This window comes from Phreatobacter oligotrophus, from assembly GCF_003046185.1.
Taxonomy (GTDB): domain Bacteria; phylum Pseudomonadota; class Alphaproteobacteria; order Rhizobiales; family Phreatobacteraceae; genus Phreatobacter; species Phreatobacter oligotrophus.
On sequence record NZ_PZZL01000001.1, the window covers coordinates 610677 to 623126 of the forward strand.

The following is a 12450-nucleotide window of genomic DNA, read 5'->3' on the forward strand; positions in this document are numbered from 1 at the left end:
TTAGGAGACGGCGATGAACCAAGAGATCGCAAATCTCTTCAATCCGACCACGCAGCCGGCGACGTTCGATCAGATCAAGATCTCGATCGCGAGCCCCGAGAAGATCCTCTCCTGGTCGTTCGGCGAGATCAAGAAGCCGGAGACGATCAACTACCGCACGTTCAAGCCCGAGCGTGACGGCCTGTTCTGCGCGCGCATCTTCGGCCCCATCAAGGACTACGAGTGCTTGTGCGGCAAGTACAAGCGCATGAAGTACAAGGGCATCATCTGCGAGAAGTGCGGCGTCGAGGTCACCCTCTCGCGCGTGCGCCGCGAGCGCATGGGCCATATCGAGCTCGCCGCTCCCGTCGCCCACATCTGGTTCCTGAAGTCGCTGCCGAGCCGCATCGGCCTGCTGCTCGACATGCCGCTCAAGGACCTCGAGCGCATCCTCTACTTCGAATATTACTGCGTCATCGAGCCGGGCCTCACCCCGCTGAAGGAGCGTCAGCTCCTGTCGGAAGAGGACTATATCCGCGCCCAGGACGAGTACGGCGACGACAGCTTCACCGCCCTCATCGGCGCCGAGGCCATCCGTGAGCTGCTGCGCGCCCTCGACCTCGAGAAGCTCGCTGCCGACACCCGCAAGGAGATCGCCGAGGCGACCACCGAGCTGAAGCCGAAGAAGCTCGCCAAGCGCCTGAAGATCATCGAGGCGTTCATCCAGTCCGGCAACAAGCCGGAATGGATGATCATGACGGTCGTCCCGGTCATCCCGCCGGACCTGCGTCCGCTCGTGCCCCTGGACGGCGGCCGCTTCGCCACCTCCGACCTCAACGACCTCTACCGCCGCGTCATCAACCGCAACAACCGCCTGAAGCGGCTGATCGAGCTGCGCGCGCCGGACATCATCATCCGCAACGAGAAGCGCATGCTTCAGGAGGCCGTCGACGCTCTGTTCGACAACGGCCGCCGCGGCCGCGTCATCACCGGCGCCAACAAGCGTCCGCTGAAGTCGCTCGCCGACATGCTGAAGGGCAAGCAGGGCCGCTTCCGCCAGAACCTGCTCGGCAAGCGCGTCGACTATTCCGGCCGTTCGGTCATCGTCGTCGGTCCGGAAATGAAGCTGCACCAGTGCGGCCTGCCGAAGAAGATGGCGCTGGAGCTGTTCAAGCCCTTCATCTACGCCCGCCTCGACGCCAAGGGCCTCTCGGCCACCGTCAAGCAGGCCAAGAAGCTGGTCGAGAAGGAGCGTCCGGAGGTCTGGGACATCCTGGACGAGGTCATCCGCGAGCATCCGGTGCTGCTGAACCGCGCCCCGACGCTGCACCGCCTCGGCATCCAGGCCTTCGAGCCGGTCCTCATCGAGGGCAAGGCCATCCAGCTGCACCCGCTCGTCTGCTCGGCCTTCAACGCTGACTTCGACGGTGACCAGATGGCCGTCCACGTGCCGCTCTCGCTGGAAGCCCAGCTGGAAGCCCGCGTGCTGATGATGTCGACCAACAACATCCTGCATCCCGCGAACGGCGCGCCGATCATCGTGCCCTCGCAGGACATCGTGCTCGGCCTCTACTATGTCTCGCTGATGTCGGACGGCATGCCCGGCCAGGGCAAGGCCTTCGCCAATGTCGGCGAGCTCGAGCACGCCCTGTCGAACAAGGTCGTCACGCTCCACACCAAGATCAAGTATCGCTGGGAGGGCCTGGACGCCGACGGCAACCATGTCCGCCGGATCTACGACACCACGCCCGGCCGCGTCCTGCTCGGCCAGCTCCTGCCGAAGTCCACCAAGATCCCCTTCGACGTCGCCAACAAGCTGATGACGAAGAAGGAGATCTCCGCGATGATCGACACCGTCTACCGCTTCTGCGGCCAGAAGGAGTCGGTGATCTTCTGCGACCGGATCATGGCGCTGGGCTTCTACCACGCCTACAAGGCCGGCATTTCCTTCGGCAAGGACGACATGGTCGTCCCGGACAACAAGTGGTCCATCGTCGAGGAGACCCGCACGCTCACCAAGGACTACGAGCAGCAGTACCTCGACGGCCTCATCACCTATGGTGAGAAGTACAACAAGGTCGTCGACGCCTGGGCCAAATGCTCGGACCGCCTGGCGCAGGAGATGATGGGTCGCATCTCCTCGGTGAAGAAGGACGAGACCGGCCGCGACCGGCCGATCAACTCCATCTACATGATGTCGCATTCCGGTGCGCGTGGTTCGCCCACCCAGATGCGCCAGCTCGCCGCGATGCGCGGCCTCATGGCCAAGCCCTCGGGCGAGATCATCGAGACGCCGATCATCTCGAACTTCAAGGAAGGCCTGTCGGTGATGGAGTACTTCAACTCCACCCACGGCGCCCGCAAGGGCCTGGCTGACACCGCGCTGAAGACCGCCAACTCGGGCTACCTGACCCGCCGTCTCGTCGACGTCGCTCAGGACTGCATCATCACCGAGAAGGACTGCCATACCGAGAAGGGCATCGGTATGCGCGCCATCGTCGATGCCGGCCAGGTCGTCGCGACCCTCGGCCAGCGCATCCTCGGCCGCTCGGCTGCCGTCACCGTCACCGACCCGTCCTCGGGCAAGGTGCTGGTGGAGGCCGGCGAGATGATCCTGGAGAAGGACGTGGAGGCGATCACCGCCGCCGGCATCCAGGAGGTCAAGATCCGCTCGGTGCTCACCTGCGAGACCAAGGTCGGCGTCTGCGGCCAGTGCTATGGCCGTGACCTCGCCCGCGGCACGCCGGTCAATATCGGCGAAGCGGTCGGCGTCATCGCCGCGCAGTCCATCGGCGAGCCGGGCACCCAGCTCACCATGCGCACCTTCCACATCGGCGGCGCTGCCCAGGTGGTCGACACCTCGTTCATCGAGGCGACCTTCGAGGGCACGATCAAGATCCGCAACCGCTCGATCGTGAAGAACTCGGATGGCGAACTCATCGCGATGGGCCGCAACATGGCCGTCATCATCGTCGATGCGGACGGCACCGAGCGCGCCACGCACCGTATCCAGTACGGCGCCAAGCTGCGCGTCGACGAGGGCACCAAGGTGAAGCGCGGCCAGCGCATCGCCGAGTGGGACCCCTACACCCGTCCGATCATCTCTGAGATCGACGGTGTGCTGGGCTTCGAGGACCTGGTCGACGGCCAGTCCCTCGCGGAGACCACCGACGAGGCCACCGGCTTCACCAAGCGTGTCGTCACCGACTGGCGCACCTCGACCCGTTCGGCCGATCTCAAGCCGTCGCTGGTCATCCGAGACTCCAACGGCAAGCTGCAGAAGCTGCCGCGCGGCACGGACGCCCGCTACGCTCTGGCGGTGGACGCGATCATCGGCTTCGAGCCCGGTGCCCGTATCCATGCCGGCGACGTCATCGCCCGTATCCCGCTGGAAAGCGCCAAGACCCGCGACATCACCGGCGGTCTGCCGCGCGTCGCCGAGCTCTTCGAAGCGCGTCGTCCGAAGGATGCAGCGATCATCGCCGAGATCTCCGGCGTGGTCCGCTTCGGCAAGGACTACAAGCAGAAGCGTCGCCTGACGATCGAGCCCTTCGAGGCCGAGCAGGATCCGGTCGAGTACCTGATCCCGAAGGGCAAGCACATCCATCTGCAGGACGGGGACGAGGTGCAGAAGGGCGACTTCATCGTCGACGGCAACCCGGCGCCGCACGACATCCTGGCGATCAAGGGCGTGGAGGAGCTTGCTGCCTACCTCGTCAACGAGATCCAGGAGGTCTACCGACTGCAGGGCGTCGTCATCAACGACAAGCACATCGAGGTCATCGTTCGCCAGATGCTCCAGAAGGTCGAGATCACCGATCCCGGTGACACCGACCTCATCCAGGGCGACCAGGTGGACGCGTCCGAGATGGAAGAGGCCAATGCGGCGATCGCCGACGACAAGAACAAGCGGCCGGCCACCGGCACGCCGGTTCTGCTCGGCATCACCAAGGCCTCGCTGCAGACCCGGTCGTTCATCTCCGCGGCCTCCTTCCAGGAGACCACCCGCGTGCTCACCGAGGCCGCCGTCAACGGCAAGTCGGATACGCTCGAGGGCCTGAAGGAGAACGTCATCGTCGGCCGCCTCATCCCGGCGGGCACCGGCGCCATGATCAACCGCATCCGCGAGATCGCGCTAAAGCGCGACGATCTCATCCTCGACGAGAAGCAGAAGGCCGCGGCGACGCCGGCCGGCGCTCCCGCCGAGGTGGCCGCCATCGAGGCGCCGCAGCCCTGAGGCTGCGGACAGGGCAGGGGGCTGGTCGGCCCCTTGCCGCATCGGTCCCAACAAGAAAGGGCCGCCCTCGCGGGCGGCCCTTTTGCATGCGATGGGAAGCCTAGCCTCAGTTGGCGGAGCAGGAGCTCGTCGAGTTGCAGACGAGGTTGCTGGTCGAGCAGAGGTTCACGCCGCGACGCTCCACCGTGCGCTCGTTCTCGAAGACGATCTTCATGTCGAACTGGCAATAGCCGCGCGAGCGCTGGCGCGGGGTCGGCACGACACGCAGCGCCTGGCCGGGCTCCACGACGTTCTGGCCGAGCCGGTCATCGCCCCAGCCGCGGGTGTCGACGTCGGTCATGTAGAACTCGCGGATCGTCACGTTGGTGCGGTTGACGATGTTGATCCAGCGCTGCTGGCCGTCGCGATCGGTCTGGGCCTGGGCGACCGGGGCAATGGAGAGGCAGGAGGCCATCAGCGCGGCAGCGGCCGTGGCGAGAAGGCGCGTGGTCATGGTCTTGTCCTCGTGGCGGCGCGAAGCTCTTGCCCGCGCAGATGGGGAATGCGTCGGGGCGGAACGCCGCGAGGATCACCGGGTAGCCGGTTCATTCACGTGACGATGCGTCAGTCGGCCAGCAAGGTATGGCAGCATCACGGTTTCGCCGCAATTGCCGAAGCGGACGGGCAGGGTCATCGCGTGAAGAATGACTGCATGCAAAAGGCCGCCCGGTGAGGGGCGGCCTTGCAGAAGCGGCGAGCGCCTCGTCGATCAGTTGGTCCGGCAGGAGCCGGTCGAGGTGCAGACGAGGTTGGTCGTCGAGCACAGGTTGACGCCGCGGCGCTCCACCGTGCGGTCATTGGCGAAGACCACCTTCATGTCGAACTGGCAGTAGCCGCGGGCACGCTGGCGCGGGGTGGGGACGACGCGCAGCGAGTCGCCGGGCTCCACCACCTCCTGGCCGAGGCGATCGTCACCCCAGCCGCGGGTGTCGACGTCGGTCATGTAGAACTCGCGGATCGTCACGCCGGAACGGTTGACGATGTTGATCCAGCGCTGCTGGCCGTCGCGGTCAGTCTGGGCGGTCGCGGGCGCGGCGGCGCCGGCGAGGGTGAACGCCGCGAGGGCGGCGAAAACGACGTTCCTGAACGCCATGGTCTTCTTCCTCTTCATGTTGACCGCGTGGTTCCGCTCACGGCGGTGCGGTGGGCACCCTGGCGTGGCGGACGGCCGCTTCGAATGAATGTCGCCCCCGGATCGCGCAGCGTCTCGCCAACGATCCCCCAAAAGCGGCACCCAGCTCGCGCTTAGTCCGATTCCCCGACCCCCGGGCAAGTGGCTAAAGGGATGGCCGCCGCGCCGGGCCGCCATGTCTTTCCCAATAGGACGCCGACACTGTCGGACGATGACGGGATGAGGGGCGAATGTTTCTGTCGCGTTGCGCCGGTAGGATGAAACATCCGGTCCAACCGGCCTCCGCGCGACGGTTGCGCTTGACGGGCCGCGAGTCAGCGTGTATTGCCGCCCAACTTCCGATGTACGTCGGTTGCACACCCGGTCCTGGGAACGGCCTCAAGGCCTGATCCGATCGAAGCAAACCGAGACTGCATCGCCTGACGCCAGTCAGATCGAAATGCACGATCCCCGGCCTTACGGGCGGAGATCCTCTGTTTTCGCCGGGCGCAGTTTGTCCTCCGGGGCAAACCGAGCGCCCGGTTGCCTGTTCCGGTGACGGGGCAGGCAAAGCCACGCTTTTCACGAGTTCCGGGCAACCGGGTCTCATTGGTTCAAGGACAAGGCCGCCGATGCCGACAGTCAACCAGCTGATCCGCAAGCCGCGTCAGCCGCGCACCTACCGCGAGAAGTCCCGCCACATGGAGGGCTGCCCGCAGAAGCGCGGCGTGTGCACACGCGTCTACACGACGACCCCGAAGAAGCCGAACTCGGCGCTCCGCAAGGTCGCCAAGGTGCGTCTCACCAACGGCTTCGAGGTCATCGGTTACATTCCGGGTGAGGGTCATAACCTCCAGGAGCACTCGGTGGTCATGATCCGCGGCGGCCGCGTGAAGGACCTTCCGGGCGTCCGCTACCACATCCTGCGCGGCGTTCTCGACACGCAGGGCGTCAAGAACCGCAAGCAGCGCCGTTCCAAGTACGGCGCCAAGCGGCCGAAGTAACAGTTGTTTCCGCCGGCCGCTCCAGGTCGAGGCGCGTAGGCGCCGGATCGGAGCGGCCGGCGGCTTTCAGGATCAACGGAGAGAGCGATGTCTCGTCGTCATCGGGCCGAAAAGCGGGAAGTCATTCCGGACGCGAAGTACGGCAATGTCGTGCTGGCCAAGTTCATGAATTCGGTCATGTACGAAGGCAAGAAGTCGGTCGCTGAGCAGATCGTCTATGGTGCCTTCGACCAGATCGAGTCCAAGGCCAAGACCGACCCGCTGGGCGTCTTCCAGTCGGCCCTCGAGAACGTCATGCCGGCGATCGAGGTCCGCTCCCGCCGCGTCGGCGGCGCCACCTACCAGGTTCCGGTCGAGGTTCGTCCTGACCGTCGCCAGGCGCTCGCCATCCGCTGGCTCATCCAGGCGGCCCGCGCCCGCAACGACAAGACCATGGTGGACAAGCTCTCCTCCGAGCTGCTGGACGCCGCCAACAACCGCGGCAACGCGGTGAAGAAGCGCGAAGACACCCACAAGATGGCGGAAGCCAACCGCGCCTTCTCGCATTACCGCTGGTAACGACACCGACACGGTTCATCCGGAACCGAAGGAACCAAGATCATGCCGCGCACTCACGCGATCGAGGACTACCGCAACTTCGGCATCATGGCCCACATCGATGCGGGCAAGACGACGACGACCGAGCGGATCCTCTACTACACCGGCAAGTCCCATAAGATCGGCGAAGTCCATGACGGCGCCGCCACGATGGACTTCATGGAGCAGGAGCAGGAGCGCGGCATCACCATCACGTCCGCCGCGACGACCGCCCAGTGGCGCGGCAAGCGCCTGAACATCATCGACACCCCCGGCCACGTCGACTTCACCATCGAGGTCGAGCGTTCGCTCCGCGTGCTCGACGGCGCCGTCTGCGTCCTCGACTCCAACCAGGGCGTCGAGCCGCAGACCGAGACCGTCTGGCGCCAGGGCGACAAGTACAAGGTTCCGCGCATCGTCTTCGCCAACAAGATGGATAAGACCGGCGCTGACTTCTACATGTGCCTCGAGGACATCAAGAAGCGCCTCGGTGCCAAGCCCGTCGCCATCCAGTTGCCGATCGGCGCCGAGAACACCTTCAAGGGCGTGATCGACCTTGTTCGCATGAAGGCCGTCGTCTGGTCCGGCGAGTCCCTCGGCGCCGACTTCGACGCCAACCTCGAGATCCCCGACGATCTCAAGGAGAAGGCCGCCCAGTACCGCGCTGAGCTGGTCGAGGCCGCCGTCGAGCTCGACGACACCGCCATGGAGGCCTATCTCGAGGGCAACGAGCCCGACGAGGACACGCTGAAGCGCCTCATCCGCAAGGCCGTCCTCACCTCCGCCTTCTTCCCCGTCCTCTGCGGCTCGGCCTTCAAGAACAAGGGCGTCCAGACGCTCCTCGACGCCGTGGTCGACTACCTGCCGTCGCCCGTCGACGTCCCGGCCATCAAGGGCATCGACCCGAAGACCGAGGCCGAGACCGAGCGCAAGTCGTCGGACTCCGAGCCGCTGTCGCTCCTCGGCTTCAAGATCATGGACGACCAGTACGGCGTCCTGACCTTCTGCCGCATCTATTCCGGCAAGCTCGAGAAGGGCATGGCCCTCCTCAACTCGACCCGCGAGAAGAACGAGCGCGTCGGCCGCATGGTTCTCATGCACGCCAACAACCGCGAGGAAATCTCCGAAGCCTATGCCGGTGACATCGTCGCCCTCGTCGGCCTGAAGGACACCCGCACCGGTGACACGCTCTGCGATCCGCAGAAGCCGGTCATCCTGGAGCGCATGGAGTTCCCCGAGCCGGTCATCGAAATGGCGATCGAGCCGAAGACGAAGGCCGACCAGGAGAAGATGGCGCTGGCGCTGATGAAGCTCGCCGGCGAGGACCCGTCCTTCCGCGTCTCCACCGACACCGAGTCCGGCCAGACCCGCATCAAGGGCATGGGCGAGCTCCATCTCGACATCAAGGTCGACATCCTGCGCCGCACCCACAAGGTCGACGTCACGGTCGGCGCTCCCGAGGTGGCCTTCCGCGAGAAGATCACCAAGCGCGCCGAGATCGACTACACCCACAAGAAGCAGACCGGCGGTACCGGCCAGTTCGCGAAGATCAAGATCATCGTCGAGCCGAATGAGCCGGGTGCCGGCAACGCCTTCGAGTCGAAGATCGTCGGCGGCGCCGTTCCGAAGGAGTACATCCCGGGCGTCGAGAAGGGCATCGACTCGGTCATGGGCGCGGGCATCATCGCCGGCTTCCCTGTGGTCGACGTCAAGACGACCCTGATCGACGGCGCCTACCACGACGTCGACTCCTCGGTCCTCGCCTTCGAAATCGCCTCCCGCGCCGCCATGCGCGAGGCGCTGCAGAAGTGCGGTTCGGTGCTGCTCGAGCCGATCATGTCGGTCGAGGTCGTCACCCCCGAGGAGTACACCGGCTCGGTCATCGGCGACCTCAACTCCCGCCGTGGCCAGATCCAGGGCCAGGACATGCGCGGCAACGCCAACGTCATCCAGGCCAAGGTGCCGCTGATGAACATGTTCGGCTACGTCAACCAGCTGCGCTCGTTCAGCCAGGGTCGCGCCAGCTACACCATGCAGTTCAGCCACTACGAGCAGGCGCCGTCCAACGTCGCCGCCGAAGTCCAGGCCAAATACGCCTAATTGTCCATCTGCCCGACCGGGTCGTTCAACGATCCTTGGGCGGGGCGAACATCGAAGGAGGCCACCATGGCCAAGGAAAAGTTCGAACGCACGAAGCCGCATTGCAACATCGGCACGATTGGTCACGTCGACCATGGCAAGACGTCGCTGACGGCGGCGATCACGAAGGTTCTGGCCGAGACCGGCGGCGCGACCTTCACGGCCTATGACCAGATCGACAAGGCGCCGGAAGAGAAGGCGCGCGGCATCACGATCTCGACGGCGCACGTCGAGTACGAGACGAAGAACCGCCACTACGCCCACGTCGACTGCCCCGGCCACGCCGACTACGTGAAGAACATGATCACCGGCGCTGCCCAGATGGACGGCGCGATCCTGGTCGTGTCGGCCGCTGACGGCCCGATGCCGCAGACCCGCGAGCACATCCTGCTCGCCCGCCAGGTCGGCGTTCCGGCGCTGGTCGTGTTCATGAACAAGGTCGACATGGTCGACGACGCCGAGCTTCTCGAGCTCGTCGAGCTCGAGGTTCGCGAGCTGCTGTCGAAGTACGAGTTCCCGGGCGACGACATCCCGATCACCAAGGGTTCGGCCCTGTGCGCCCTCGAGGATCGCCAGCCGGAGATCGGCCGCGACGCCATCCTGAAGCTGATGGAGTCGGTGGACAGCTACATCCCGCAGCCGGAGCGCCCGATCGACCAGCCCTTCCTGATGCCGGTCGAGGACGTGTTCTCGATCTCGGGCCGCGGCACCGTCGTGACCGGCCGTGTCGAGCGCGGCATCGTGAAGGTCGGCGAGGAAATCGAGATCGTCGGCATCCGCGACACCCAGAAGACCACGGTCACGGGCGTCGAGATGTTCCGCAAGCTGCTCGATCAGGGCCAGGCTGGCGACAACATCGGCGCGCTGCTGCGCGGCACGAAGCGTGAGGACGTCGAGCGCGGCCAGGTGCTGTGCAAGCCGGGCTCGGTGAAGCCGCACACGAAGTTCAAGGCCGAGGCCTACATCCTGACGAAGGAGGAGGGCGGTCGCCACACGCCGTTCTTCACCAACTATCGTCCGCAGTTCTACTTCCGCACCACCGACGTGACCGGCATCGTGACGCTGCCCGAGGGCACGGAGATGGTGATGCCGGGCGACAACATCGCCATGACGGTGAGCCTGATCGTGCCGATCGCCATGGAGGAGAAGCTGCGCTTCGCCATCCGCGAGGGCGGCCGCACCGTCGGCGCCGGCGTCGTCGCCTCCATCATCGAGTGATCCGTTATCCCGAGGACGCGCGGGAAACCGTGCGTCCTCTGTCGCTTTGCCTTTGAAGGGGCGAACCCATGAACCAGAACATCCGGATCCGCCTCAAGGCGTTCGACCATCGGGTCCTGGACACCTCGACGCGCGAGATCGTCAACACGGCGAAGCGCACCGGTGCTCAGGTCCGCGGGCCGATTCCGCTGCCGACGCGGATCGAGAAGTTCACGGTGAACCGCTCGCCGCACATCGACAAGAAGTCGCGCGAGCAGTTCGAGATCCGCACCCATAAGCGGCTTCTCGACATCGTGGACCCGACCCCGCAGACCGTGGACGCGCTGATGAAGCTCGACCTGGCCGCTGGTGTCGACGTCGAGATCAAACTCTGAGTCTTGCGACAGGCCGATGACGGCCTTTCGCGAAGTGTCCGGGTGCCCCGCAAGGTGCACCTCAAGTTGAACCCGGGTCCTCTCCGGTCCGCCATGTCGGGCGCGGATGACCCCAAAACGAGGAATGCGCGCGATGCGTTCCGGTGTGATTGCCAAGAAGATGGGGATGACCCGCATCTTCAACGACGGTGGTGAGCACGTCCCCGTGACGGTGCTTCTGCTCGACGACTGCCAGGTCGTCGCCCACCGCACGGCCGAGAAGGATGGGTACACCGCCCTGCAGCTCGGCGCCGGCCTTGCCAAGGTCAAGAACACGACCAAGGCGCAGCGTGGCCACTTCGCCATCGCCAAGGTCGAGCCGAAGCACGAGATCGTCGAGTTCCGTGTCGACGACAAGGGCGTGGTCCCGGTGGGTGCCCGCTTCGCCGCCGACCATTTCGTCGCCGGCCAGTTCGTCGACGTCACCGGCACCAGCCAGGGTAAGGGCTTCGCCGGCGCCATGAAGCGTCACAACTTCGGCGGTCTGCGTGCCACCCACGGCGTCTCGGTCTCGCACCGCTCGCATGGTTCGACGGGTAACCGTCAGGACCCCGGCAAGGTGTTCAAGAACAAGCGCATGGCCGGCCACATGGGCGTCGTCCGCGTCACCACGCAGAACCTCAAGGTCGTCCGTACCGACGTCGAGCGCGGCGTGATCATGGTCGAGGGTGCCGTCCCCGGTTCGAAGGGTGGCTGGATCCTCGTCCGCGACGCGGTGAAGAAGCCGCTGCCGAAGGACGCGCCGCTGCCGGGTAGCTTCAAGCTGCCGGGCGCCGAGGCTGCTCCGGCCGCCGCCGAGACTTCGGAGGGTTGAACATGAAACTGACCATCAAGACCCTCGACGGCGCCGACGCCGGTTCCGTGGATCTCTCCGACGAGATCTTCGGCCTGGAGCCCCGCGCTGACATCCTGCACCGCGTGGTGCGCTGGCAGCTCGCCAAGCGCCGCGCCGGCACCCACGACGTCAAGAACCGCGCCGAGATCCATCGCACCGGCAAGAAAATGTACAAGCAGAAGGGCACGGGTTCCGCCCGTCACTCCTCGGCTCGTGCCAACCTCTTCCGTGGCGGCGGCCGCTCCTTCGGTCCGACCCCGCGCTCGCATGAGCACGATCTGCCGAAGAAGGTCCGCGCCCTCGGCCTGAAGCATGCCCTCTCCGCCAAGGTGAAGGCCGGCTCCATCGTGGTGCTCGAGAAGGCCTCCACCGAGGCGGCCAAGACCAAGTCGCTGAAGGCGCAGTTCGAGAAGCTCGGCTTCAAGAGCGTGCTGGTCATCGACGGCGCCGAGGTCGACAAGAACTTCGCCCTCGCGGCCCGCAACATCCCGCTCGTCGATGTCCTCCCGATCCAGGGCATCAACGTCTACGACATCATGCGCCGGAACACCCTGGTCCTGACCAAGGCGGCCGTCGACGCACTGGAGGCGCGCTTCAAATGAGCACGGTCGATCCGCGTCACTACGACGTCATCAAGGCGCCGCTGATCACCGAGAAGGGCTCGGTGGTTGCGGAGCATAACCAGGTCGTCTTCAAGGTCTCGGCGGACGCCACCAAGCCGCAGATCAAGGCGGCGGTGGAGAAGCTCTTCGACGTCAAGGTCAAGAGCGTCAACACCCTCGTCCAGAAGGGCAAGACCAAGCGTTTCAAGGGCGTTCTCGGCCGTCGGTCGGACGTGAAGAAAGCGATCGTGACCCTCGCCGAGGGCCACTCCATCGACATCACGACCGGTCTGTGAG

At 65.4% G+C, this 12450-nt stretch carries 11 protein-coding genes; 9 read left to right on the forward strand and 2 right to left on the reverse strand.

Annotated elements, in window-relative coordinates; all coding sequences use genetic code 11:
* The first annotated feature begins 13 nt into the window (after positions 1–13).
* Positions 14–4216 (forward strand): DNA-directed RNA polymerase subunit beta', encoded by a 4203-nt coding sequence (gene rpoC / locus C8P69_RS03040; protein WP_108174374.1) that lies wholly within the window; start codon positions 14–16, stop codon positions 4214–4216.
* 106 nt (positions 4217–4322) lie between these two features.
* Here the strand turns inward: rpoC and C8P69_RS03045 are convergent, their stop codons facing one another.
* Positions 4323–4709: a hypothetical protein gene (locus C8P69_RS03045; RefSeq protein ID WP_108174375.1), complete on the reverse strand. Its 387-nt coding sequence runs from the start codon at positions 4707–4709 to the stop codon at positions 4323–4325.
* Positions 4710–4964: 255 nt separating this feature from the next.
* The gene (locus C8P69_RS03050; RefSeq protein WP_146167278.1) at positions 4965–5348 is read right to left on the reverse strand and encodes a hypothetical protein; all 384 of its coding nucleotides are present in this window, start codon (positions 5346–5348) and stop codon (positions 4965–4967) included.
* Positions 5349–5998: 650 nt separating this feature from the next.
* On the opposite strand from C8P69_RS03050, the gene rpsL reads away from it, so the two are divergent.
* The 8 genes from rpsL to C8P69_RS03090 all read left to right on the forward strand — a co-directional run bounded on the left by rpsL (position 5999) and on the right by C8P69_RS03090 (position 12449).
* The gene (gene rpsL, locus C8P69_RS03055) at positions 5999–6370 is read left to right on the forward strand and encodes a 30S ribosomal protein S12 (protein WP_038312203.1); all 372 of its coding nucleotides are present in this window, start codon (positions 5999–6001) and stop codon (positions 6368–6370) included.
* A gap of 87 nt (positions 6371–6457) precedes the next feature.
* Entirely contained in the window at positions 6458–6928 is a 471-nt protein-coding gene (gene rpsG, locus C8P69_RS03060; protein ID WP_108174377.1) for a 30S ribosomal protein S7, read from the forward strand.
* Between the two features lie 42 nt (positions 6929–6970).
* Positions 6971–9046 carry an elongation factor G gene (gene fusA / locus C8P69_RS03065; protein ID WP_108174378.1) on the forward strand — a complete coding sequence of 692 codons (2076 nt, stop codon included), beginning with the start codon at positions 6971–6973 and terminating at the stop codon, positions 9044–9046.
* Positions 9047–9112: 66 nt separating this feature from the next.
* The gene (gene tuf / locus C8P69_RS03070; RefSeq protein ID WP_108174366.1) at positions 9113–10303 is read left to right on the forward strand and encodes an elongation factor Tu; all 1191 of its coding nucleotides are present in this window, start codon (positions 9113–9115) and stop codon (positions 10301–10303) included.
* Between the two features lie 68 nt (positions 10304–10371).
* Complete coding sequence (rpsJ, locus tag C8P69_RS03075; protein ID WP_106748008.1) at positions 10372–10677, forward strand: 30S ribosomal protein S10; 306 nt, start codon at positions 10372–10374, stop codon at positions 10675–10677.
* A 133-nt stretch (positions 10678–10810) separates the two neighbouring features.
* Positions 10811–11530 carry a 50S ribosomal protein L3 gene (gene rplC, locus C8P69_RS03080; protein ID WP_108174572.1) on the forward strand — a complete coding sequence of 240 codons (720 nt, stop codon included), beginning with the start codon at positions 10811–10813 and terminating at the stop codon, positions 11528–11530.
* Positions 11531–11532: 2 nt separating this feature from the next.
* Entirely contained in the window at positions 11533–12153 is a 621-nt protein-coding gene (rplD, locus tag C8P69_RS03085) for a 50S ribosomal protein L4 (RefSeq protein WP_108174379.1), read from the forward strand.
* Positions 12150–12449, forward strand: coding sequence for a 50S ribosomal protein L23 (locus C8P69_RS03090; RefSeq protein WP_108174380.1), 300 nt, complete (start codon positions 12150–12152; stop codon positions 12447–12449). The genes rplD and C8P69_RS03090 overlap by 4 nt, the downstream gene beginning before the upstream one ends.
* The last annotated feature ends 1 nt before the right edge of the window (position 12450 follow it).